This window comes from Pseudarthrobacter sulfonivorans, from assembly GCF_014712225.1.
Classification (GTDB): Bacteria; Actinomycetota; Actinomycetes; order Actinomycetales; family Micrococcaceae; genus Arthrobacter; species Arthrobacter sulfonivorans.
In genome coordinates this window covers 224,750-246,902 of the sequence record NZ_JACXBW010000001.1, presented here as the reverse complement: position 1 = coordinate 246,902, position 22,153 = coordinate 224,750, and the positions used below count along the sequence as shown (strand labels likewise).

At 66.4% G+C, this 22,153-nt stretch carries 20 protein-coding genes; 11 read left to right on the top strand and 9 right to left on the bottom strand.

The features are described 5' to 3' along the window. Positions 1-26: 26 nt before the first annotated feature. Complete coding sequence (locus tag IAQ70_RS01180; protein ID WP_190987467.1) at positions 27-1,526, top strand: glycoside hydrolase family 32 protein; 1,500 nt, start codon at positions 27-29, stop codon at positions 1,524-1,526. Between the two features lie 88 nt (positions 1,527-1,614). Here IAQ70_RS01180 and IAQ70_RS01175 read toward each other — a convergent pair whose 3' ends face one another. The 3 genes from IAQ70_RS01175 to IAQ70_RS01165 all read right to left on the bottom strand — a co-directional run bounded on the left by IAQ70_RS01175 (position 1,615) and on the right by IAQ70_RS01165 (position 3,646). Then, positions 1,615-2,691: a LacI family DNA-binding transcriptional regulator gene (locus IAQ70_RS01175; protein WP_190987466.1), complete on the bottom strand. Its 1,077-nt coding sequence runs from the start codon at positions 2,689-2,691 to the stop codon at positions 1,615-1,617. A 95-nt stretch (positions 2,692-2,786) separates the two neighbouring features. Then, entirely contained in the window at positions 2,787-3,296 is a 510-nt protein-coding gene (locus IAQ70_RS01170; RefSeq protein WP_190987465.1) for an SRPBCC family protein, read from the bottom strand. A gap of 14 nt (positions 3,297-3,310) precedes the next feature. Next, on the bottom strand, positions 3,311-3,646 hold the full coding sequence (locus IAQ70_RS01165; protein WP_190987464.1) for an ArsR/SmtB family transcription factor: 336 nt from the start codon (positions 3,644-3,646) through the stop codon (positions 3,311-3,313). A 106-nt stretch (positions 3,647-3,752) separates the two neighbouring features. Here IAQ70_RS01165 and IAQ70_RS01160 point away from each other — a divergent pair, with 106 nt between their 5' ends. The 6 genes from IAQ70_RS01160 (at position 3,753) to menD (ending at position 11,597) form a co-directional block, all read left to right on the top strand. Beyond that, on the top strand, positions 3,753-4,769 hold the full coding sequence (locus IAQ70_RS01160; RefSeq protein WP_190987463.1) for a magnesium and cobalt transport protein CorA: 1,017 nt from the start codon (positions 3,753-3,755) through the stop codon (positions 4,767-4,769). Positions 4,770-5,148: 379 nt separating this feature from the next. Further along, the gene (locus tag IAQ70_RS01155; RefSeq protein WP_190987462.1) at positions 5,149-5,841 is read left to right on the top strand and encodes a GAF and ANTAR domain-containing protein; all 693 of its coding nucleotides are present in this window, start codon (positions 5,149-5,151) and stop codon (positions 5,839-5,841) included. Next, positions 5,838-6,251 carry an Hpt domain-containing protein gene (locus tag IAQ70_RS01150; protein WP_190987461.1) on the top strand — a complete coding sequence of 138 codons (414 nt, stop codon included), beginning with the start codon at positions 5,838-5,840 and terminating at the stop codon, positions 6,249-6,251. Before IAQ70_RS01155 ends, IAQ70_RS01150 begins: the two co-directional genes overlap by 4 nt. Before the next feature lie 58 nt (positions 6,252-6,309). Then, positions 6,310-7,332, top strand: coding sequence for an o-succinylbenzoate synthase (locus tag IAQ70_RS01145; protein ID WP_190987460.1), 1,023 nt, complete (start codon positions 6,310-6,312; stop codon positions 7,330-7,332). Positions 7,333-7,580: 248 nt separating this feature from the next. After that, complete coding sequence (locus IAQ70_RS01140; protein WP_190987459.1) at positions 7,581-9,656, top strand: PhoX family protein; 2,076 nt, start codon at positions 7,581-7,583, stop codon at positions 9,654-9,656. Positions 9,657-9,812: 156 nt separating this feature from the next. Further along, a complete protein-coding gene (gene menD / locus IAQ70_RS01135) occupies positions 9,813-11,597 on the top strand; it encodes a 2-succinyl-5-enolpyruvyl-6-hydroxy-3-cyclohexene-1-carboxylic-acid synthase (RefSeq protein ID WP_190987458.1) in 1,785 nt (594 codons plus the stop codon). A 418-nt stretch (positions 11,598-12,015) separates the two neighbouring features. On the opposite strand, the gene IAQ70_RS01130 is transcribed toward menD, so the two are convergent. The 4 genes from IAQ70_RS01130 to IAQ70_RS01115 all read right to left on the bottom strand — a co-directional run bounded on the left by IAQ70_RS01130 (position 12,016) and on the right by IAQ70_RS01115 (position 16,117). Continuing rightward, positions 12,016-12,819 carry an amino acid ABC transporter ATP-binding protein gene (locus tag IAQ70_RS01130; RefSeq protein ID WP_190987457.1) on the bottom strand — a complete coding sequence of 268 codons (804 nt, stop codon included), beginning with the start codon at positions 12,817-12,819 and terminating at the stop codon, positions 12,016-12,018. A gap of 11 nt (positions 12,820-12,830) precedes the next feature. After that, the gene (locus IAQ70_RS01125) at positions 12,831-13,622 is read right to left on the bottom strand and encodes an amino acid ABC transporter permease (protein ID WP_190987456.1); all 792 of its coding nucleotides are present in this window, start codon (positions 13,620-13,622) and stop codon (positions 12,831-12,833) included. 114 nt (positions 13,623-13,736) lie between these two features. Next, positions 13,737-14,537 carry an ABC transporter substrate-binding protein gene (locus tag IAQ70_RS01120; protein WP_190987455.1) on the bottom strand — a complete coding sequence of 267 codons (801 nt, stop codon included), beginning with the start codon at positions 14,535-14,537 and terminating at the stop codon, positions 13,737-13,739. 224 nt (positions 14,538-14,761) lie between these two features. Continuing rightward, a complete protein-coding gene (locus IAQ70_RS01115; protein WP_190987454.1) occupies positions 14,762-16,117 on the bottom strand; it encodes an isochorismate synthase in 1,356 nt (451 codons plus the stop codon). Positions 16,118-16,222: 105 nt separating this feature from the next. Here IAQ70_RS01115 and IAQ70_RS01110 point away from each other — a divergent pair, with 105 nt between their 5' ends. The 4 genes from IAQ70_RS01110 to IAQ70_RS01095 all read left to right on the top strand — a co-directional run bounded on the left by IAQ70_RS01110 (position 16,223) and on the right by IAQ70_RS01095 (position 20,794). Next, a complete protein-coding gene (locus tag IAQ70_RS01110; RefSeq protein ID WP_317983544.1) occupies positions 16,223-16,999 on the top strand; it encodes a demethylmenaquinone methyltransferase in 777 nt (258 codons plus the stop codon). Positions 17,000-17,004: 5 nt separating this feature from the next. Then, positions 17,005-18,336, top strand: coding sequence for a geranylgeranyl reductase family protein (locus tag IAQ70_RS01105; protein WP_190987453.1), 1,332 nt, complete (start codon positions 17,005-17,007; stop codon positions 18,334-18,336). Next, positions 18,333-19,433 carry a polyprenyl synthetase family protein gene (locus tag IAQ70_RS01100; protein ID WP_190987452.1) on the top strand — a complete coding sequence of 367 codons (1,101 nt, stop codon included), beginning with the start codon at positions 18,333-18,335 and terminating at the stop codon, positions 19,431-19,433. The genes IAQ70_RS01105 and IAQ70_RS01100 overlap by 4 nt, the downstream gene beginning before the upstream one ends. A 530-nt stretch (positions 19,434-19,963) precedes the next feature. Next, the gene (locus IAQ70_RS01095; RefSeq protein WP_190987451.1) at positions 19,964-20,794 is read left to right on the top strand and encodes a type IV toxin-antitoxin system AbiEi family antitoxin domain-containing protein; all 831 of its coding nucleotides are present in this window, start codon (positions 19,964-19,966) and stop codon (positions 20,792-20,794) included. A gap of 170 nt (positions 20,795-20,964) precedes the next feature. Here IAQ70_RS01095 and IAQ70_RS01090 read toward each other — a convergent pair whose 3' ends face one another. Together IAQ70_RS01090 and IAQ70_RS01085 are read right to left on the bottom strand one after the other, a co-directional pair. Beyond that, positions 20,965-21,390, bottom strand: coding sequence for a hypothetical protein (locus IAQ70_RS01090; protein WP_190987450.1), 426 nt, complete (start codon positions 21,388-21,390; stop codon positions 20,965-20,967). Between the two features lie 14 nt (positions 21,391-21,404). Further along, positions 21,405-22,100, bottom strand: a complete 696-nt coding sequence (locus IAQ70_RS01085) for a trimeric intracellular cation channel family protein (protein WP_190987449.1) — start codon at positions 22,098-22,100, stop codon at positions 21,405-21,407. Positions 22,101-22,153: the final 53 nt, after the last annotated feature.

The window sequence follows — 22,153 nt, the reverse complement described above, 5'->3', positions numbered from 1 at the left end:
CCGACCCTTCTGAAAGGCTTACGTTCATGTCATCCCCGGATCTTGCCGCCACCGACTTCGCCCGCGTGGCCGCGGCCCACCCGGACCCGGCGTTTCCGCACTTCCACCCCCGCCCCGCCCAGGGCTGGATCAACGACCCCAACGGCATCAGCCACCTCGACGGCCGCTACCACGTGTTCTTCCAGTACAACCCCGAGTCCGCCCGCCACCACAGGATCGCGTGGGGCCACGTCAGCTCCGCCGACCTGGTGCGCTGGGAGGAGCATCCGGTGGCTTTGCGGCCGCAGGGCGGCGGGCCGGATGAGTACGGCTGCTGGACCGGCGTGGTGACGGACGACGGCGGTGTCCCCACCGCCGCGTACTCCGGCGTCCGCGGCGACGGTGGCCACTCCCAGGTAGTCATCTCCCGCGGGTCCGCGGACCTTGTTTCCTGGAATCAGGACGGGCACATTGCCGCGTCCATGCCGTCCGATCCGCAAGTGACGGCGGTCCGTGACCCCTTCATCTTCCACTTCAACGGAAAGCGCTACGCCATGCAGGGCGCCGGTCTTGCCTCCGGGCACGCGGCCCTGCTGTTGTATACCGTGGAGGACCTGGCCGACTGGAAATACCAGGGCATCTGGCTGACCTCGGAGAACGCCGTGGCTGCCGCCCACACGCCGGCCGAAATCTGGGAGTGCCCGCAGCTGGTGCGCGTGCCGGCCGATTCTTTCGCTGAATCCCCGTCCGGCTCCGGGGATGCTTCTTCGGATGGCACTTTTTCCGAGGACGCCTGGGTCATGATGTTCTCGCTGTGGCTTTCCGGCGACCACCACGAGCACGCCAACGGGGTGGGCCACCTCATCGGCAGCCTGGCCGAGGATCCCGCCACCGGCCTGCCCGTCTTCTCCCCGCAGTCCGGCGGGAAATCGGACCTGGGCCGGGACTTCTATGCGCCGCAGATCGTGCAGCTGCAGGACGGCGGTGCTGCTCCTGGTGCCGCGGGGGAGCCGAAGGCGCTGCTGTGGGGCTGGGCCAACGAAGGGCCGGGCCGGGACGGCCGCCGCGGCCGCAGCCAGGACGAAATCGACGCCGCGGGATGGGCCGGCGTGCTCACCCATCCGCGCCTGCTGTCCGTCGTGGACGGTGCCCTCGCCGTGGCCCCCGCGCCGGAAGTGGATGCCTATCGTGGCACCCAACTGGCTTCACAGGCAGCCAGGAGCGTTGAGCTGCCACCGTATGCCGAAGCTGTGGTGACCGCCCCCGGCGGCGGGCCGGGCGCACTGGCCGCGGCCGCCGTCGTCGAACTTTCCCTGGTGGCCGACGGTGAGGCCGACGGCGATTCCTCACCCCAAACGGTGTTCAGCGGAACGCTGGCCGCGGGGGAGGAGCTGCGGGTGTTTGTGGACGCGTCGCTCGTGGAGGTGTACCGGCGCGGGTCGGTGGCCACCACGCTGCGGGCGTATCCGGCGCCGGGCGAACGGTGGGTGCTGCGGCTTCCCGAGGGCGCGGCCGCTGACGTCTGGCAGCTGGAACAGCCGGCATAACTGGCAACGCGGGATCACTCAATGCCCAATAAGACGCCTCAGAAGGGCATTAAGCGACCCCGCGTTGCCTTGCTGCCCGGGGACCGGATCAGTTCCGGCCGGCGGGGACCGGGCCCGTCGACTCGCGCACCACGAGCCGGCACGGGACCAGCGTCTGATCTGCGCGCCGCGCGCCTGCGGAGGCGCCGCCGTCGTTCCCGGGTTCCTCCGACAGTTCAGCGAGGAGGCCGGTCATGGCGGCGGCCCCCATCTCCCGTAGGGGGAGTGCCATGGTGGTGAGCGCGGGGACCATGGTGGCGGCGATCCGGAATTCGTCGTCGTAGCCCATGACCGAGACATCCTGAGGGACCGCCAGGCCGAGCCGGTTGGCCGCGAGCACCACGCCGATGGCCAGCCTGTCGTTCGCGCAGACGATCGCGGTGGGCCTCTCCGCCACGGCCACGCCGTCCAAAAGCTTCATGGCGCCGTGGAATCCCGCGTCGATGTCCCAGCCCACCTGGAGGATCCGGCCCGCGCGCACCGGCAGCCCCGCAGCCTCGAAGGCATCCCGATGACCCTGGATCCGGCGCGGCGCGGCGGGATAGACGCTGTCGCCGGCGAGGAATGCGATGTCGCGGTGGCCAAGCTCCAGCAGGTGCGTGGCCGCCTCCCGGCCGCCGCGGACCTCATCCGGAATAACAGCAGGAACGCCGGCCTCGGGCCGGTCATCGAAACAGTTGGCCAGCACCGAGGGAACGCGCAGCATGTTGAGCGGGACGTGCAGGGGCCGCAGTCCCACGGTGACGTACATCAGCCCGTCCACCTGGCGGTCCAGCAGCGTCGCCACGGCGCTTTCGTCACGCGTCTCGTCCGACTCCGTATCCATCACCACAGTGACAAAACCCTGGGACCTGGCCACTGCATCCGCGCCGGCGATGATGTTGCCATCGAACGGGCTGGTGACCACCTGGTCGGAGACGATTCCGATGATCCTCGACCGGCGGTTCCGCAGGCTGACGGCGATGGCATTGGGCGTGTAGTTCAGCGTGGCCGCCGCCTCACGGATCCGGACCTGGCTCTCTTTGGCCACATTGCCGTCGCCTCGGCCGTTCAGGACCAGCGACACCGCGCTGCGGGACACCCCGGCGAGCTTGGCGACGTCCAGTGCTGTGGCTTTGCGGTTCATGCTTTCCTCCGGCGTACGGTATTTCCTGCATTCTAACTAACGCGTGTGAGGTGCCCGTACCGGTCGGTGGTCGCGCCTTCTGGGCGCGGCGACGCTCAGGTGAGCGAGGCGGCCAGTTCCTCGATGATCTCGAACTGCTCGCGCACGCCGCCTTCCATGCCGGACTGGGCAATCATGTCCCGGACCTCCCTGGTGCCCGCATCGGTGCGGATCCGCACGATGGTGGCGCCGCCGTCGTCGGCCGGCTCGAAGGTGACGGTGTTGAGCACTGCCCCCTCCTCGCTGTCCGGCGCAGTGCCCGGCAGCTCCATGATCTCGGTGTGGACGATCCGCTCGGCGGGCACTATTTCGCGGTAGATGCCGTGGAAAGCCACCTCGAATTCGCCGTTCGACACCATGACATATCGCCACGCGCCGCCCACCCGGAAGTCCATGTCCGCCACGGTCATCTGGCCCCGCCGGCCGGGCCACCACCGTCTGACGAGCTCCGGCGTCGTCCATGCCCGGTACACCAGGTGCGGGGGCGCCTTGAGGGTGCGGGTGATGAGGATTTCCGTGTCGCTGGGGAACGTGACATCCATGGTGCCGCTGCCTGCCTGTGCCATTGCCGTACTCCTTCTCAGTGCTCTTCCTGTTTGAGGTCTGCCAGCACGTCGTCGAGGAGGTCAAACCGTTCCTCCCAGAGGTGCCGGTAGCCGGCAACCCAGTCGTGGATGGGTTTCAGCGCCTGCGGATTCAGCCGGTACACGCGCTGCCGCCCTTCATCGCGCACGACGACGGCACCCACCTCGCGCAGCACCCGCAGGTGCCGTGATACGTGCGGCTGCGCGAGGCCCAGGAGGTCAACCAGCTCGCCGACCGGGCGCTCGCCTTGGGCGAGGGCGTCCAGGATTTCCCGACGGCGGGGCTCAGCCACCGCGTTGAACGCGTCCGCCGTTGTTGCTGCCCGTGCCATGCCAGCATTGTATACCCATATGGATATGCGTTGGAAGGTCTCTTGGGTTCCCGGCGTTCAAGGTCTAACGTCACCCACAAGGAGACTGTCCAAAGGAGGCGTGGCCGTGGCCATCATCGACAACGCGGTGTATGTGAACGGCGTGCGCACCGCGGACCCCGAAGACCTCGACGAGACGTATTTCCTGCTCAGGCAGCGCGAAGGGATGGCCTGGATCGGACTCTACCGGCCCGACGCCGTCGAACTCCGCTCAGTGGCGGAGGAATTCGACCTCAGCCATCTGGCCGTTGAAGACGCGCTCGCCGGACACCAGCGCGCCAAGCTTGAGCACTACGGCGAAGGCCTCTTCCTGGTGCTCCGGCCCGCACGCTATCTGGACGACGTCGAAAAGGTGGACTTCGGCGAGATCCATGTTTTCGTCGGGGCTGACTACGTGGTCACCGTCCGCCACGCCGAGTCCCCGGACCTGGCCAGGGTCCGACGCCGGATGGAGGGCATGCCCGAATTCCTCGCCCTGGGCCCGGACGCCGTTCTCTACGGCATCCTGGACCAGGTGGTGGACGAGTACGAACCGGTCGCGGCCGGGCTTGAGAACGACATCGACGAGATCGAGGACGACCTTTTCGGCGCCGATCCTGACGTCTCCCGCCGGATCTACGAACTCTCCCGGCAGGTCATCACGTTCCAGCGTGCCACCAGCCCGCTCGCGGGAATCCTGCAGGCCCTCATGGCGGGCACCCCGGGACGGGAGAAAGAGCCCGAACTTCAGGACCACTACCGGGACGTGCTGGACCACATCATCCGGCTCAACGAGCGCGTGGCTGCCTTCCGCGCCCTGCTGCAGAATGCGCTCGCCGTGAACGCCGCCCTCGTGGCCCAGCGGCAGAACGACGAGATGAGGAACCTCACCGAATCCAGCTATCGGCAGAACGAGGAGGTCAAGCGCATTTCCTCGTGGGCGGCCATCCTGTTCGCGCCGACGCTGGTGGCTTCAATCTACGGCATGAACTTCCGGGACATGCCCGAGCTCAACTGGCTGTTCGGCTACCCCTTTGCGCTGGGCCTGATGGTTGCCTTGGGCGTTGTCCTGTACCTGACCTTCAAGCACAACAAGTGGATTTAGTGGCGTAGTTGGCCGGTACCTAGTGGTGCCGCGGTGAAAAGTAGAGTACTCACTACTCGTGTGTCATTCCCCCCTGCCGCCTAGCGTTTGTTGAGGGTCCTGCGGGACGTTGGGGCAGAGCGGCTATGGGGGTCAGGTCATGAGTTTCGAACTACGCGTCCGCCGGTCGCGGAATCCGTCAGCGGCCGGTGACGGAGCCAGTGGCACAGCGCCATACCGCGGGAAGTCGCCTGCACCGCGTACCTCAACTTCGCACACTTCCGCTACGCCGCACGGGGCGAATTCGCGTGGGGCAGATTGGCACGGCGGGCCGGGAAACGCGTCACTGCCGGGGCACAACGCGGCGAGCGACGCCTGGACGGTGGGGTCGGCGGGGGTCTTGCTGGACTTCCGCGCCGGCAGTGAAAAGGACTCCCTCGGCCTACTCGCCCGGGCCGCCGCTGCTGCCCTCTCGGAACGGGCCGGTTGTTCGCTGGACTGCGCAATCTCCGTGGTTCGTCCGGGCCTGACGCCTCTGACGGCGGGCACCAGCGAGCAGGCGGCCACTCTTGCCCGGTGGGACCTTCGCAACAGTGACGGGCCGGTCTCGCAGGCAATTGCCGGGCGGTTGGCGGTCATCCTCAACGACTTTTCCAGGGATCAGCGGTGGCCCGCGTACTGGGGGCCCCTTCGGGACGCAGGATACCGGTCGGTGGTGTCCGTGCCCCTTCAGCTGGAATCGGGATGCAAGGCGGCCCTAACCCTCATCACGGAGAAAACCGGTGTTTTCGCACCCGCAGTACTGGCCGACGTCGTAATGTTCAGCAAGCTTGCAGCGCGGAGTTATGTCATGGCCTCCGAGGTCCGGGCGGCGGAGGCGGCGGCTGCCCATTTGCGGAACGCCATGGAGGCCCGGACGTCCATTGATGTCGCGTGCGGGGTGATCATGGGCCAGAACCGCTGCTCATACGAGGAGGCTTTCGGTATCATCGCCAAGGCATCCAGCAACCGGAACGTCAAGGTCCGCGCGCTCGCGGAATCCCTCCTTGAGGATCTGCCAGGCGGAGCACCGGCCACCCACTTCAAGACATGACACAGGACGACGTCAACGCGCTGCCCCTGTTGGATCCGGCCGCGTTGGACAGGCTGCGCGACGAACTTGACGACGACGACGGAGTGTGGGGAGTCTTCGTGCGGAATTTCATGGCGCAGCTGCCGCAGCGCACCGAAAAACTGCGCCTGGCCCTGACCACCGGAGACTTGGCCGGCAGCCTGGACGCGGTCCTCAGCCTGAAGACCTCAAGCCAGATGGTAGGAGCCCAGCGCCTCGCGGAATATGCCATGGTGCTGGAGCGGTCGGTTCGAACCGAGACCCGCGAAGCGGCACCGGACACCGTGTTGCCCCGGCTGGCAGTGGCCCACCTCAAAACGATCATGAAGTGCAGCCAGCAGACTTCGGATCTTCTGCAGAGGTACCTTGATTCCGCGCCGGGCAGGAAATAGCACCTCAGCCTGGCCTCCGGCGCCGAACGATGTCGCGGGGCGCTTGTACAGTGAACGCATGCCTTCCTCGGTCCCGCCCGCGCTGCCGCCCATGTTGCCGTCACTCGAGAATCTGCTGGCCTGCGCGCACGTGGTGAGCCTGCCGATGCGGGTGAAGTTCCGGGGCATCATGGAACGGGAAACCCTCCTGCTGCGGGGCCCCGTTGGCTGGGCGGAGTTCTGCCCGTTCCCCGAGTATGAGGACGCCGAGGCCTCCCGCTGGCTGGCTGCCGCGATTGAAGCCGGCTGGCAGGGTTTTCCCGCTCCCGTCCGCTCGGTCATTCCTGTAAACGCCACCGTCCCTGCTGTCTCCGCGGAGCAGGTGCCCGAGGTTTTGGCCCGGTTCGGCCGGGTAGATGCCGTCAAGATCAAGGTGGCGGAACGCGGGCAGACGCTCGACGACGACGCCGCCCGGGTTGCTGCCGTGCGTGCCGCCCTGCCTGACGCTGCCATCCGCGTTGATGCCAACGGCGGCTGGGACGTGCCGGCCGCGGTCGAGGCACTGACCCGGCTCGCCGGCGTCGGGCTTGAATACGCCGAGCAGCCGGTGCCCTCCATTGAGGGACTGGCCGAGGTGCGGCGCCGGTTGCGGGACGCCGGAACGCCCGTGCTGATCGCCGCCGACGAAAGTGTGCGCAAGGAGTCCGACCCCCTGCGGGTGGCCCGGGCCGGCGCTGCCGATCTGCTGGTTGTTAAGGTCGCACCGCTCGGGGGAGTGCGGCGTGCCCTGGACATTGTGGCCCAGGCCGGGCTGCCCGCCGTCGTCAGTTCCGCCTTGGACACCTCCGTGGGAATCCGCGCCGGCTTGGCGTTGGCGGCTTCCCTGCCGGAGTTGCCCTATGCATGCGGGCTGGGCACGGTGTCGCTGTTCACCTCCGACATCACCTTGGACCCGCTGGTAGCCGACGACGGCGCCATCCGCCTCCGCGACGTCGCCGCCGACGCCGGGCTGCTGGAGCAGTTTGCGGCTTCCGCCGAACGCAGGGACTGGTGGCTGGACCGCCTCCGCCGCGTCCACGCCATCCTCGCCGCAATTTCCTGACCTTCCACCGCCGCGCCGTAACCTCCACCTCAGCCTGCCCGGCGCGGCCCTCCCAACCCCAGGGACGCTCTATCACTTAATGCGGGTTTCGTGGCGACGCTCTATCACTTAAGGCGGGTTTCGTGGCGACGCTCTCGCAGTTTCTGCAGGTCACCGGCGGTTAACCGGAACTTCATCTGGCTGACGACTCCGGGTCGGAACCGGCTGACAGGGTGGGCGGGACCCGATCGTCTTACTGGAGGCAAACCTTGTCTGAAACGACAAACCGCAAGTTCAACCTGCTGCCCATGCTTGGCCACACGAAGGGTAAGCGCAGTGCCGTCACCTGCGCCCTGAAGTGCGACAACGCCTGCGCCGGCGATGTCTGCAACACCAGCTCCAACAGTTACTTCCGCGACATCGCGTCCGCCACCATGTCCCGCCGCGCCGCCCTGGGCTTCGGCGCCGCCGGTGCCCTCGCCGTCGTGCTTGGCAGCGCTGTTGCCTCAGCGGAACCGGCAGTTGCCGGGGGTCCCGGGCTGGCACCCGCCGCAAAGGAGGGCTTCAGCAAGTCGAAGCTGAAGTTCACGCCGATCGCATCCATCGATGCCGCCGTCGACGCCGTCACTGTCCCCGAAGGCTTCACCTGGCAACCCGTGATCCGCTGGGGTGACCCGATCTTCAAGGGCGCGCCGGACTTTGATCTCCACAACCAGACTGCCAAGGCGCAGGAGCAGCAGTTCGGTTACAACAACGACTACACCGACATCGTGGAGATCCCGGGCACCAAGGGCCGCCGCGCGGTGCTGTTCGCGAACCACGAATACACCAACGAGAACATCATGTTCCCGGCTACGATGCCCGCTGCCGACGTCCGCGCGGTCGGCCAGGCCGCCCACGGCCTGAGCGTGGTCGAGCTGGAGCGCAAGAACACCGCCAAGCCGTGGACCTACGTCCAGGGCGCGCCCCTGAACCGCCGCTACCTGAACAACACCGTCTACGAACTGACCGGTCCGGTAGCGGGCTCCGCGCTGGTGACGACCGTCGACGACAAGAAGGGCCGCTTCATCAAGGGCACCCTCGGCAACTGCGCCGGCGGCACCACTCCCTGGGGCACCATCCTCTCGGGCGAGGAAAACTTCAACGGTTACTTCGTCTCCCCGGGCGTTTCCCCCGAGGACAAGCGCTACGGCCTGAGCTCCAAGGCCACTGCCCGTCGGTGGGAACTGGACGATCCCCGCTTCGACACCCGTACCCCCGGCTACGAGAACGAGGCCAACCGCTTCGGGTACATCGTGGAAGTTGACCCGTTCGATCCCACCTCCACGCCCAAGAAGCACTCCGCGCTCGGCCGTTTCAAGCACGAGGGCGCCAACGTGATCATCGCCGATTCGGGCCACGTTGTTGCCTACTCCGGCGATGATGAGCGCTTCGACTACCTCTACAAGTTCGTCTCGGCCGATAAGTACCGCGAAGGCGACCGCAAGCACAACATGACGCTGCTCTCCGCGGGCAACCTGTATGTGGCTAAGTTCACCGGCAGTGCCGCGGCCGCTGAGATCGACGGCAAGGGCACGGTTCCGGCCGACGGCGGATTCGACGGCACGGGCGAGTGGCTGCCGCTGGTGGTGGACGGGGCCTCCGCCGTCCCCGGCATGTCCGTGGAACAGGTCCTGGTGTACACCCGCCTCGCCGCCGACAAGGTTGGTCCCACCAAGATGGACCGCTGCGAGGATGTGGAGCCGAGCCTCCTCACGGGCAAGGTCTACGTGGCCTGCACCAACAACTCCGACCGCGGCAAGGCGGGCAAGGAAGGCGCCACCGAAGTCAACCCGCGCAACGAGAACCGCGACGGCCATATCGTGGAAATCACCGAAACCGGGGACCAGACCTCCACCACCTTTACGTGGAACCTGCTTATGGTCTGTGGCGATCCGGCGCAGGGCGACGTCACTTACTTCTCCGGCTTCCCGGTGGACCAGGTCTCACCCATCTCCTGCCCGGACAACCTCGCGTTCGACTCCATGGGCAACCTCTGGATCTCCACCGACGGCGCCCCGTCCGGCATCGGCAAGGCCGACGGCCTCTTCAAGGTCACCCTCGAAGGCGCTGAGCGCGGCAAGGTGGAACAGTTCCTGGCCGTGCCCCGCGACGGTGAAACCTGCGGGCCGATCGTCCATGACGACGAGCGCACCGTCTTCGTCTCCGTGCAGCACCCGGGTGAGGACGGCTCCTTCGACAAGCAGCTCTCCTTCTTCCCGGACTACGTTGCTGAAGGTGCGACGCCGGCACGCGGCCAGGTGCGCGCGCCCCGTCCGTCAGTGATCCAGGTGTTCCGCGGCTAGTCTGCGGCCCTCCACCCCAGGGACGCTCTCTCACTTAATGGGGGTTTTTGGCCAACGCTCTATCACCTCCTGTTGTTCCGGCGGCGGGAGGTGATAGAGCGTTTGGTTTAAAAGGACATTAAGTGAGAGAGCGTCTGGGGGTGGCAGACTGGTTCGGTGACTTCGCTGAATGACCCGGACCCCGCCCCTTCTTCGCCGGACACTGCCGCTTCCTCGCCGGACCCTGCCGCTTCTTCGCCGGACGGTCCTTTCCTGACGTCGCTCGAGGCGGCGCGGATCGCCGTCGATGCCCTGATCGACGGCGGTGTGGAATATGTGGTGGTCTCGCCGGGATCTCGCTCGGCTCCCATGGCGTATGCGCTGGCTGAAGCTTCCGCAGCCGGACGAGTGGAGCTGCTGGTCCGGATCGACGAGCGGTCCGCCGGCTTCACGGCCTTGGGTCTGGCTTTGTCCACCGGCTCTCCGGCGGCCGTCCTCACCACGTCCGGCACCGCCGTCGGGAATCTCCTGCCGGCCGTGATGGAGGCAAACCATGCGGCGGTCCCGTTGGTGGTGCTGTCCGCGGACCGTCCCGCGGAGCTGTTGGGCACGGGCGCCAACCAGACCACTTTCCAGCTGGACCTGTTCGGCGACCACGTCCGGTTTGCGGCCGACGTTCCCGCCGGCAGCAGCCCGCTCCGCGCGGTGGATACGGCGCTCTCCGCCGCCAGCGGCGCGTTCTCCGATCTCGCGCCCGGTCCCGTCCAGCTGAACCTGGCCTTCCGCGACCCGCTGGTGCCCTCGCCGGGGGAGCAGCTTCCGACGGCGGCTGGCCGGCGGAAATTCCGCATCGCCACCGATCCGCTCACCATGAACCTGCCGCCGGCCGCTTCTTCGCTGGAGGAGCGACGCACCGTGGTGCTGGCAGGGCACGACGCCGGCCCCGTCGCCGAAGCGTTCGCCCGCGCCCACGGCCTTCCCCTGCTCGCCGAGCCGTCCTCCAACGCCCGCTTCGGCCCCAACGCAGTGGGCCCTTACCGGCAGCTGCTGGAGCAGTTCGGACCGGCGTCGGCGCAGCACATCGAGAGGGTGGTGCTCTTCGGCCGGCCCACCCTTTCGCGGCCGGTTTCTGCGCTTCTTGCCAGGGCCGACGTTCTTTCCGCCCTGTACCAGCCGGTTCCCGTGGCCTGGTACGAGGCCGGCCGGCGCACGGAACTGCCGCTGGAGAGCCTGACCGACCTTGCAGAGTTTGCCGGCCGCGGACCGTCCGACTGGCTCGATACCTGGCTGCTGGCCGGGTCCGCCGCGCAGCACGCCCTCGACGCGGCTCTGGCCGCGGAACACGCCGCGCTCGGTCCGGCCGTGGGCGCGCTGGTGTGGGGCCACACCCGCGGCCAGCTGATGCTGGGCTCCTCGAACGGCATCCGCGACGTGGATCTCGCAGGCCTGCCTGCCGCCGAGCCGGCGGCCACCGTCTACGCCAACCGTGGCCTGGCCGGGATCGACGGCACCATCTCCACCGCCACCGGAATCGCCCTCGGCGGCCGGCAGGAAACCACGCTGCTGCTGGGCGACGTCACCTTCCTGCACGACGCCGGCGGCCTGCTCATCGGCCCCGGCGAGGCCGTGCCGGACCTGCGGATCGTGGTCCTGAACGATGCCGGCGGGGCCATCTTCGACCTGCTCGAGCACGGCGCGGTGCGCGAAGCGGGAGGTTACACGGACGCCGTCGAACGCCTCTTCAGCACCCCGCACTCAGTGGATCTCGCGGCACTCGCCAGAGCGTACGGCGTCGGCCATTGCGCGGTGACGACGACGGCGGGACTCGCCGAAGCGCTTGCCCAGCCGGTCCAGGGGCGCAGCATCGTGGAGGTCCGCACGGACCGGGTTGGCCTGCGGGACCTGCACGCCCGCCTCAGGGCCGCCGTATCCGCCGCGGTGGCTGGCGTCCTCGGCCGCTAGCCGGCGACGCGCTTACTCCTTGCCGACGCGGATATGCCCTCGCGCATCCCATATTTCGGCCGCGCCACGGAAGGTATGCGTCGAAAAGGACTACGCGCGTCGCCAGCCGCTTTCCACATAGCGGCATCTGAGCCTGGGACGCCGTCGCAGGCGGTCGTGGAGGAAAAGAAGCGCGAGAACCGGATCCGTGCCACCGGGATGAACGTGGGTGGGACTGGGCCGACCTCATGGAACCCGGGAAGCTGGAACGCATGCTGTCAGCGGCCGGCGTGCCCCGCCGTCGTACGCGTTCCGCGGATTTCGACGCGCAAAAACGTCCGTGACGCACAAAGTCCCTGGCGCGACCGGTATTTCGGTTTCGCCAGGGAATTTGCGCGTCGACACGGAAGACGCGCGTCGAGGGCGGCGAAAAGCCGGCCTACTCCTGGATCTCGATGTGGGTCGGATCAAGCACGCGGCGCAGGAATTCCTTGGTGCGGGCCTGGGTGGGTGCGGAAATGACCTGCTCGGCCACACCTTCCTCAACCACCACGCCGCCGTCCATGAACACGACGCGGTCAGCCACTTCGCGGGCGAAGCCCATCTCGTGCGTGACCACGAGCATGGTCATGCCTTCCTTGGCCAGGTTCCGCATGACTGAGAGGACATCGCCCACGGTCTCGGGGTCCAGCGCGGAGGTTGGCTCGTCGAAGAGCATCAGTTCGGGGTTCATGCTCAGCGCCCGGGCAATCGCAACACGCTGCTGCTGACCGCCGGAGAGTTGGTCCGGGAAACGGTCGGCCAGGTGGCCCAGGCCCACGCGCTCCAGGTTGTGCCGGGCCACTTTGTCGGCCTCTTCCTGGGAGCGCTTCAGGACCTTGGTCTGGGCGATGGTGCAGTTCGCCGTGGCGTTCAGGTGCGGGAACAGGTTGAACTGCTGGAACACCATGCCCACCTTGCGGCGCATCTTGTCGATGTCCACGTCGGGGTCGGTAGCCTCGAAGCCGCCCACGTGGATGGCACCTTCGTTGGGCTGCTCCAGGAGGTTCACGCAGCGCAGCAAGGTGGACTTGCCGGAGCCGGAGGGCCCGATCAGGCACACTACCTCACCCGGTGCCACGTCCAGGCTGATGCCCTTGAGGACTTCGTTGGACCCGTAGGACTTGCGCAGGTCCTTGATGGAAACCCCGGCCGCGTGGATGGTGCCGGTGCTGCCGGAGGAGGAATTTACGACGTCGTTCATGGCTTCCCTGCCTATCGCTTGGTCCGCGCGGAGCGGCTTTCGAACTTCCGGGCCAGGAGGCTCAGGGGGATGGTGATGACCAGATAGAAGGCGCCGGCCACGAGGAGCGGCGTGAGGCCCGCGCCCAGGCTGGAGATGCCGTCGCGGCCGAACTTGGTCAGCTCGTACTGCGAGGCGGTCAGGCCCAGGACGTAGATCAGCGAGGAGTCCTTGGTCAGCAGGATGACCTCGTTGGTCAGCGGCGGGAGCACAATCTTGAATGCCTGCGGAATCACGATTGACACCATGGCCCGCCACTGCGGCATGCCCAGCGACCGGGCGGCTTCGAGCTGCCCCTTCGGCACAGCCTGCAGGCCGGCGCGGAGGGTCTCAGCGATATATGCCGAAGCCACCATACCCAGCGAGATCATGACGATCAGGGTCACGTTCCACTGAACGCCAAACGCTAGCGGGACACCGTAGCCGAAGGCGATGAACACCAGCAGCGCCGGGACGCCGCGGAAAAATTCGATGTAGCCCGTGGCGATCCAGCGGTACAGCGGGAAGGCGGAGAGCTTCATCAGGGCCAGCAGAAGACCGCCGGAAAGGCCCACCACGAAGCCGAGGAACGTGTAGATGAGGGTGTTCTTGAGGCCAACCAGGAAGATGTCCGGGAACATCGGGCCGATCTTGGCGAAGTTGAAGACGCTGTTGCCGACGGTCTTCCAGTCGATGGCCAGGACCAGCGCGGCCACGGCCACTACGAAGATGCCGATCTGGATATACAGGCTCACTCTGGCCCGTTGACGTGCGGTCATTGCCATGGGGTGCTCACATTCATTTGCGTGGCTGGGGCCCCGGACCTACTGCGGTGCAGTTCGTCAGGGGCCCCAGCGGCGTCGTTCTCAGGGCTGTGTAAGTCTCAGTCCGAAAGAGTCTTATTTGGCGGCCTCGCCGAACCAGGTGGTTTCGAACTTCTTCAGGCTGCCGTCGTCGGTGATGCGCTTCAGGGTTGCGTTGACCTTCTCGGCCATGGCGGTGTTGCCCTTCTTGATGGAAACGCCGAGCTTCTCACCGGACGCGTAGTCCTCCACGCGCTTGAACTTGGGGTCATCCTTGATGGCATAGGCCAGGATGGACTGGTTGCCCAGGGCGGCGTCGATGGTGCCGGCCTGGATGGCCTGGACCAAAAGACCGCTGTCCTCGAACTGCTGCGCGTCGATGCCCTTCTCCGCTGCGTACTTGGCACCGGTGGTGGCCTGCTGGACACCAACCTTCTTGCCCTTGGCGCTGTTGATGTCCGTGATCCCGGATGCCGTGGTGGCTACGAGCGTGAGGTCATCGTCCATGTACGGGTTGGAGAAGTCCATCACAGACTTGCGGACGTCGGTGATGGACACCGAGGAGATGGAGAGGTCGCACCCGGTCAGGGCAGTGCCGGTCTCGATGGCTTCGAACGAGCTGTCCACCACGCTGAGTTCGGCTTTGAGGTCCTTGGCAATCTCGTTGGCGATGTCCATGTCGAAGCCGACGATCTTGCCGTCCTTCTGGAATTCGAACGGCTCGTAGGGGATGTCGGAGCAGACAGTCAGCTTGCCTGCGTTGATGAGCTGGACGCCGCCTTCCGAAGCTGCCGGGGTGGAGCCGCCGCCGCAGGCTGTGAGGGTGAGTGCACCGGCGGCGAGGATTGCTGCTGCCTTGGCGGCGATCTTGGCCTGGGCCAGGGACTTGAGCTGCATGTTTTTTACCTTTTGTTGCAGGGGTATGCGGTACTAAATCGGTTCATAGTGTATCGCCGAACGAGAGATGTACATCACACGAAACTTAGATTCACTATTGGATAACTATTGCCGAGCCTTATGCAAGAGTCTAAAGGGCGTGCTCGTCTGGAATCCCGGACGCCCCGCCCAACTGGGTAGCAGTAGATGTCGTTTTGAGCAGTCAAAACGACATCTGCTGCTACCTAGTTGGAGATCCCCAGCGACTCCAGCATTGGCCGGAACTTCGCCCACGTCTCAGCCAGCTCGGCCTCGGGCTGGGACCCATCAACGATTCCACAGCCGGCATATAACCGCACGGTATGCGGATCCTCGATGACCGCGCCGCGCAGTGCGATGCCCCATTCGCCGTTGCCAGCGGCGTCCAGCCAGCCAACCGGCCCTGCATACGGGCCGCGGTCCAGGTGCTCGAGCTTGCGGATCAGGGCGCCGGCCACCTGCGTGGGGGTGCCGCAAACGGCGGCCGTCGGGTGCAGCGCGTTGATCAGCGCAAGGCAGGTGGGCACGTGGCCCTCCACCTCGGTAAGTTCCGCCTTCACGTCCGACGCCAGATGCCACACATTGGGCAACTCCAAGATGAAGGGCTCGTCGTGGGCGTTCATGGCCTCGGAAAACGGCGCCAGCTGCGAGGTCAGCGACTGGATCGCGATCTCGTGCTCGTGCCGCTGTTTCTCGGACCCGGCAAGCACGCGCTCGGCATAGTCCATGGGGATTCCGTCCTCGCCGTGCGCGTCACGGCGGTCCAGCGTCCCGGCCAAAACGCGCGCCTGGGCGGTGCGGCCCTCCACCTGGATCAGCATCTCGGGCGTCGCGCCCACCAGCCCGTCGACCCCGTACGTCCAGCATTCGCGGTACCGGACGGCCAGCTCGCGCAGCACCTTCGCAGCGTTCACGCCCGACGGCACCGTGGCCACGATGTCCCGCGCCAGCACCAGCTTCTCCAGAGCCCCGGTGCGGATTTCCTCCACGCCCGCAGCGACCGCAGCCATCCAGTCTTCCTCGCTCAGCGACCCGGTGTGCAGCGTCGCCCCGGTGGCCAGCGGCAAAGGACGTACGACGGCGTCACCCGCCCCGGCGGCGCCCTCGCCCGGGATGCCATCCCAGGTGCTGCCGCCACTCAGCCAGCGGTCCAGGGCGGCGAGGGCGCCCTCCTTGGTGAGTTCGCCGTCGTCGAACGTCAGTTGCGTGAGCCAGTACCGGCCGTCCCGGACGCCCACCACAATCTCCGGGACGATCAGGCGCGATTCGTGGGCGGACTTCTTGGAGAAGGCAAAGGAGCCGAAGGCTACGGGCCCGGTGCCGGGCAGGGCCACCGAGTCGGTGATGTCCGCTTCGAGGACGAGGTGGCGCCACCAGATGTCGGCCTCGAGGAAGCGCTCCGGCCCGGTTGCGGTGAAACGCGTGATCTCACCAAAGCCCACCAGGCCGGCTTCGCGGCGGGTCCAGCAAAGGACATCGTCCCGGACCAGGAACTGCGGAAGTCCGCCGGCGGACGCGTTGCCATCCAGGGGGACCGTGAGGGTGCGGAACGTGCTCGTCATGATGAGACAACAGTACTCTGCACGCTACTCCGCGGTACTTTCAGCCCACAGCCCAAGATTTGCCCACAGTTAGGGGGCCTACGGAACATTTGAGACAATGACGGAGTGAACCGAGCATCCTTGGATAAGCGTCCGGACGAAGTAGCCACGATGTTTGACGACGTCGCACCAAAATACGACGTCGTCAACGATGTTCTGTCGATGGGACAGACGCGCCGCTGGCGCAAAATTGTGGTGGATGCCGTGGACGTGCGTCCCGGCCAGCGGGTGCTCGACCTCGCAGCCGGAACCGGGACGTCCAGTGAGCCATATGCCGATGCGGGCATAGATGTGGTTGCGTGTGATTTCTCCCTCGGCATGCTCAAGGTTGGGAAGCGCCGCCGCCCGGACATCAACTTCGTTGCCGGTGACGCCACCAACCTGCCCTTCGCGGACAACAGCTTCGACGCGAGCACCATCTCGTTCGGGCTGCGCAACGTCAACGAGCCCAAGAAGGCGCTGGCCGAAATGCTCCGCGTCACCAAGCCCGGCGGCAGGCTGGTCATCGCCGAGTTCTCCGCGCCCGTGGTTCCGCTGTGGCGCACGATGTATACCGAATACCTGATGCGTGCCCTCCCGGCCATCGCAGTGAAGGTCGCCTCCAACCCGGACGCCTATGTTTACCTTGCGGAATCCATCCGCGCCTGGCCGGACCAGGACCACCTGGCCGCCTGGTTGCAGGAATCGGGCTGGGAAAAGGTCACCTACCGGAACCTGACCGGCGGGATCGTGGCCGTCCACCGGGCGACCAAGCCGCTCGAATCAACTCCTGACGGCGGCGCTGCCGCGATTGCCGCGCACAAGGGCCCCGTGGCCAAGCTTCGCCGCAACATCACCCGCTGATACCTGTGAACGTACTTATTGTCGGCGCCGGGCCGGCCGGGTCCACCGCTGCCTACTACCTTGCCAAGGCGGGCATCAGCGTGACTGTCCTCGAGAAGACCAGCTTCCCGCGCGAGAAGGTCTGCGGGGACGGCCTCACCCCGCGCGCGGTCCGCGAAATCCAGAAACTCGGCCTGCCACACCCCGAAACTGATGGCTGGCGCCGCAACAAGGGCCTGCGGCTCATTGCGGGCGGGCGGACCATCGAGCTGCCCTGGCCCGAGGTGTCCGATTTCCCGCAGTACGGCCTGATCCGCACCCGCGTTGGCTTCGACGAGGAACTGGCCCGGCACGCGCAGGCCGCCGGCGCCGAAATCCTCGAACGGCACAGCGTCACTGAAGCCCTGCGGTCCGAAGACGGCCGCGTGACCGGTGTCCGCGCAGCGCTCCTGGACGAGTCGGGACGCAAGACGGGGGAGACTCGCGACTTCGGTGCCGACGTCGTACTCGCCGCGGACGGAAACTCCACCCGAACCGCCGTGTCACTGGGCATCCAGAAGCGCGACGACCGCCCCCTCGGCGTCGCGGTCCGCACGTACTTCACCAGCCCGCGCCACGATGACGACTGGATGGAAGGCTGGCTGGAACTCCCGGGCCGCGACGGAAAACTGCTTCCCGGCTACGGCTGGGTGTTCGGCGTCGGCGACGGCACCTCCAACGTTGGCCTCGGCATCCTGAACTCGTCCAAGGAATTCGGCAAGCTCGACTACAAGCAGGTCCTGCGCGAATGGACCGCCGCCATGCCCCCCGCGTGGGGCTTCACCCCGGAGAACCAGGTGGGCGAGATCCGGGGTGCCGCGCTGCCCATGGGCTTCAACCGCACGCCGCACTACTCTCCCGGCCTCCTGCTGCTGGGTGACGCCGGCGGCATGGTCTCCCCGTTCAACGGCGAAGGCATTTCCTACGCGATGGAGTCGGCGCGGTTCGCGGCGGAGTTCATCATTGACGCTTCCGCGCGGTCTGTTTCCGCGGGGCTAACGTACGACGCCGACGCGCACCTCGCCGGGTACGCGGACTATGTGCGCGGCCAGTGGGGATCGCACTTCACGCTGGGCCGGGCATTTGCCGCGCTGATCGGAAAGCCCTCCGTGATGAAGCTCGCGCTCCGGACGGGGATGCCGATTCCTGTGCTGATGCGCTTTGTGGTGCGGCTGCTCGCCAACCTGACCGATCCGGCAGCGAAGGGTTTTGAGGACAGGGTAATCCGGGTCCTGGAATCGCTGGTTCCGGCCACGTCCAACACCCCCTCGGCTACGAACCAGCGGTATCCGCAACAAAAAGTTAGGGTTAACCAGTGACCAACTCTGCAGACCACAGCTGGACGCATGCCGGGCACGGCCTGCCTGACTCCGAACCCAGCCTCAATACGACCGCCATCGCCACGGCCCTTCAGCTGCCGGCCGGATTCGCGGCGATCGCGGAGGATGCCGAGCTGGGCCCCGCCATCACCACCAACCTGGCCCGGGTGGAGAAGAAGCTGCGCGAAGCCATCGCCAACTCCGATCCGCTGGCTGACGCAACGTCGCGCCACCTCGTCGAGGCCGGCGGCAAGCGTGTCCGGCCGCTGCTGACCCTGCTCTGCGCCCACCTCGGTGACGCTTCATTGCCCGCCGTGGTGCAGGCGGCCGTGGTGGTGGAACTGACGCACCTGGCCACGCTCTACCACGACGACGTCATGGACTCGGCCCCGTTCCGCCGCGGCGCGCCCACAGCCCACGAAGTTTGGGGCAACTCAGTGGCCGTCCTCACTGGCGACCTCATCTTCGCCCGCGCGTCCATCCTGGTGTCCGAGCTGGGCTCCCGCGCGCTGGGCATCCAGGCCCGCACCTTCGAACGCCTGTGCCTCGGCCAGCTGCACGAAACCGTGGGCCCGCGCCCGGACGAGGACCCGGTGGAACACTACCTTTCCGTCATCGCGGATAAGACCGGCTCCCTGGTTGCGGCGTCCGGCCAGCTCGGTGCCATCTTCGCCGGTGCCGATGAGGCCTACGAAGACTTGCTGGTGGAATACGGCGAGAAGGTGGGTGTGGCCTTCCAGCTCGCCGACGACGTCATCGATGTCACCGGCGTCAAGGTCAAGTCCGGCAAGTCCCCGGGCACCGACCTCCGCGAAGGCGTCCCGACACTCCCGGTCCTGTTCCTGCGCCGCGATGCCGCCGCCGGTGACCAGTCCGCCGTCGAACTTCTGAAGCTGATTGACGGGGACCTGACCTCCGATGATGCGCTGGCTGCTGCCGTGGCCGGGCTGCGAGCGCACCCGGTCACTGCCGAGTCCTGGGTGGTCGCTCGCCGCTGGGCCGACGAAGCCATCGCTGCCCTGGCGCCGTTGCCGGAGGGCGTTGTGAAAGCCTCGCTCTCCAACTTCGCGCTGGCCGTGGTGGACCGCGCCAGCTGATTCGGTCTTCTTTGCGCGGGGCTCTGCCGGGGTCGACTCGGCGGGGCTCCGCTTTCGTTTGGGTGGGCTGGGCGGGCGCCGGCTTAAATGCAATAGCCCCGGTTCTCAGCAACGTTATGAGTCACACGTTACGTCGAACCGGGGCTATATCTCCGTTCGCATCAGACCCGCCGGAGGCGTTTAGCGGATCCATGAACAGTTTATGACAGGTTTGTCACATAACGCAAGCCAGCTGTTAGGTGCGTGTCACAGGCTCGTGAGTCCCTCGCGGGGCACATTGCGGGGCGGGATGCGCGTTCCCCGGCGCTGAGCTTCCCCTCTTTGGCTCGGCGGCCCGCTCAACCCGCTCTGTGAGGCCAAGATGCGTAACTTTCGGCCCTTTGAGGGATCTGGAAGCCCGGAAGCACTGGGATCTTGACTCGTCGGACCGCCAAAAGTCACGCACTTTGGGTGCCGCCATGCCAGTTAGGTTGTCCACATAGCCGAGGTGAGGTCTCCTCGCCGCGGCCTCCGCGCGCCAGGCTGATTTGGTGGACATTATCGACTTCCTTCGGAGGCACGGTGGGGTGGCTCGTGCCGCGCAGTTGAGGCAAGCCGGGTTCGGACGGCCCGCGATTGCCAACGCCGTCTCCATGGGCCTGGCATTGAAGCTCAGCCGCGGGGTCTACAGCCTTCCCAGCTTGAACCAGCTCGGCGAGGCGATGGCGCACGGGGGACTCCTGACATGCGTCTCAGCCGCTCCGTTCTATGAGTTGTGGACACTCGATGAAGCCCGGGGGCTGCACCTGTGCAGGAGTCATCCGGGGCCAGCTGCCAAAGTGGTCGAGCATGGCCGGCCTCAACACCCCAGGCATGGCTGGCTGCCAGTCGCCGGCCTCGCGGACGTCTTGCTTCACAGCCTTCGTTGCCTGCCCGAGTTGGAATCCTTGGTCATGGTGCAGTCGGCGGTCGGTAGACGCGACATAGAGTTGGACTTCCTCTATGCCAAGGCTCAAGGGAGGCGCAACGGAACTGCCAGGTCGGTGCTGGACCTGGTCATTCCGCGAGCAGACTCGCTCCTGGAAGTCCTGGCAAACACGCATTTCCGGCGGGCTGGCCTGCGCGTGCGGCGGCACGTCTTCATCCCAGGCGTCGGCGAGGTCGATTTCCTCATCGAGGAATGCCTGGTGGTGGAAACCGACGGTTCAACCCACTTCGCGCCCAAGTCGGTCAAGAAAGACCAGCGCCGAAACAACAGCAGCGTCCTGGGTGGCTACCTTGTGCTGCGGTACTACTACGACGATGTGGTTCACACGCCGGACGTTATGGTGGCGGAGGTTCTCAGGGTCCTCAAACTCCGGCGTGAAGGCAAGTTTCACTGAAGTCGGCCTCCGCCCCCGACGCAAATGCGTAAGTTATCCGGGCGCGTCTCCAAATATTGCCCGGAAAATCAAGGATGTTAGCCACGTCGGCGGCTATAAGTTACGCAATCCGGTCAATGTGCCCCACGACGGCTGCCCGGCCACGTGGGCCGGGCAGGCACCCAGGAGCTTTAGTCCTCTTCGTCGTTGAAGGCCCACTCGAACATGTCGAAGACGAACTCGGAGAAGGTGCCTTCCTCGCTCTTCCACTGCGCGCGGGCGTTGTTGCGGCGGTACACGATGGGGTCAGGGACGCCGAGATCTCCCACGCGGAAGCCCCAGGTGAACTGTTCCTCCTCGTCCTCGAGGAACATCAGGAAGCCTTCGTCATCAACTTCCAGCTCTTCGGGGTCCCAGAAGTAGTGGTACGCCTCCATGAGGTCCTCGCAGCCGCCAACGGCCTGGTAGAACTCGCGAAGGACCAGCGGAACCTGGAACTGGTGTTCGGCGAGGGCCGCGTCCAGTTCCTCCGCGGACAGGCCATCCTCTTCCTGCCATTCATCCTCGAGATACTTCGGAACAAGCGCGCGGAACTTCTCGAGGAACATGTCAGTCATGGTCCCAATCCTAGCTAATCGCCGGGACCCTCATTGCCGCCGCCACCGTCCCCGGAACCAGCCCCGCCTTCCTCCCGCCGATGCCAGCCGTGAACCGCCAGCGGGGCCTGCCAGGAACGCCGCCACGCCAGGACCCGGAACGTGAACACCACGGCGGCAACGGCTGCGGCAGTGAGGACGTTGAAGGCGCCCGCAACCCACAGCGCGGCGGTCAGGGCCGCCCCCAGAAACGCCGGCAAGGCGTAAATGTCCCTGGGGTTGAAGAGCTCGGGAACTTCGTTGGCCGTGACGTCGCGCAACAGGCCGCCGCCCACCGCAGTCATCACGCCCAGCAGCGCCGCGGCCACCGGATTCATGCCGGCGGCGAGGGCCTTGACGGTGCCTGTCATGCAGAACAGTGCGAGCCCGCCGGCGTCGAACAGTGTCAGCAGCGAAGTGAACCGCTCGACGCTGGTGTAGAGGGAGTACACGAGGACCGTGGCCACCACGGGAGGGAAAAGGTAGGCCGGGTTACTGAACGCGGCGGGCGGGCCGCCGGCCAGGATGAGGTCCCGGATTATGCCGCCGCCCAGGCCGACAAGCGAAGCCAGGAGCAGTGACCCCACGATGTCGATGTTCTTCCGCGCCGCCAGGAGCGAGCCGGACACTGCAAAGAAGAACACGCCCACAAGGTCCAGCCACACGGGAGCGGTGTCAAAGGCGAATGTCATGGGCGTCCCGGTTGATTCAAAGTGGGCGGACAGTGCGGCTCCAACGTTACGCT

Bases quoted from the DNA above. Each gene is read 5' to 3' on its own strand.
- IAQ70_RS01180 (WP_190987467.1), top strand. From the start codon at position 27: ATGTCATCCCCGGATCTTGCCGCCACCGACTTCGCCCGCGTGGCCGCG.
- IAQ70_RS01175 (WP_190987466.1), bottom strand. From the start codon at position 2,691: ATGAACCGCAAAGCCACAGCACTGGACGTCGCCAAGCTCGCCGGGGTG.
- IAQ70_RS01170 (WP_190987465.1), bottom strand. From the start codon at position 3,296: ATGGCACAGGCAGGCAGCGGCACCATGGATGTCACGTTCCCCAGCGAC.
- IAQ70_RS01165 (WP_190987464.1), bottom strand. From the start codon at position 3,646: ATGGCACGGGCAGCAACAACGGCGGACGCGTTCAACGCGGTGGCTGAG.
- IAQ70_RS01150 (WP_190987461.1), top strand. From the start codon at position 5,838: ATGACACAGGACGACGTCAACGCGCTGCCCCTGTTGGATCCGGCCGCG.
- IAQ70_RS01145 (WP_190987460.1), top strand. From the start codon at position 6,310: ATGCCTTCCTCGGTCCCGCCCGCGCTGCCGCCCATGTTGCCGTCACTC.
- IAQ70_RS01130 (WP_190987457.1), bottom strand. From the start codon at position 12,819: ATGAACGACGTCGTAAATTCCTCCTCCGGCAGCACCGGCACCATCCAC.
- IAQ70_RS01125 (WP_190987456.1), bottom strand. From the start codon at position 13,622: ATGGCAATGACCGCACGTCAACGGGCCAGAGTGAGCCTGTATATCCAG.
- IAQ70_RS01120 (WP_190987455.1), bottom strand. From the start codon at position 14,537: ATGCAGCTCAAGTCCCTGGCCCAGGCCAAGATCGCCGCCAAGGCAGCA.
- IAQ70_RS01115 (WP_190987454.1), bottom strand. From the start codon at position 16,117: ATGACGAGCACGTTCCGCACCCTCACGGTCCCCCTGGATGGCAACGCG.
- IAQ70_RS01090 (WP_190987450.1), bottom strand. From the start codon at position 21,390: ATGACTGACATGTTCCTCGAGAAGTTCCGCGCGCTTGTTCCGAAGTAT.
- IAQ70_RS01085 (WP_190987449.1), bottom strand. From the start codon at position 22,100: ATGACATTCGCCTTTGACACCGCTCCCGTGTGGCTGGACCTTGTGGGC.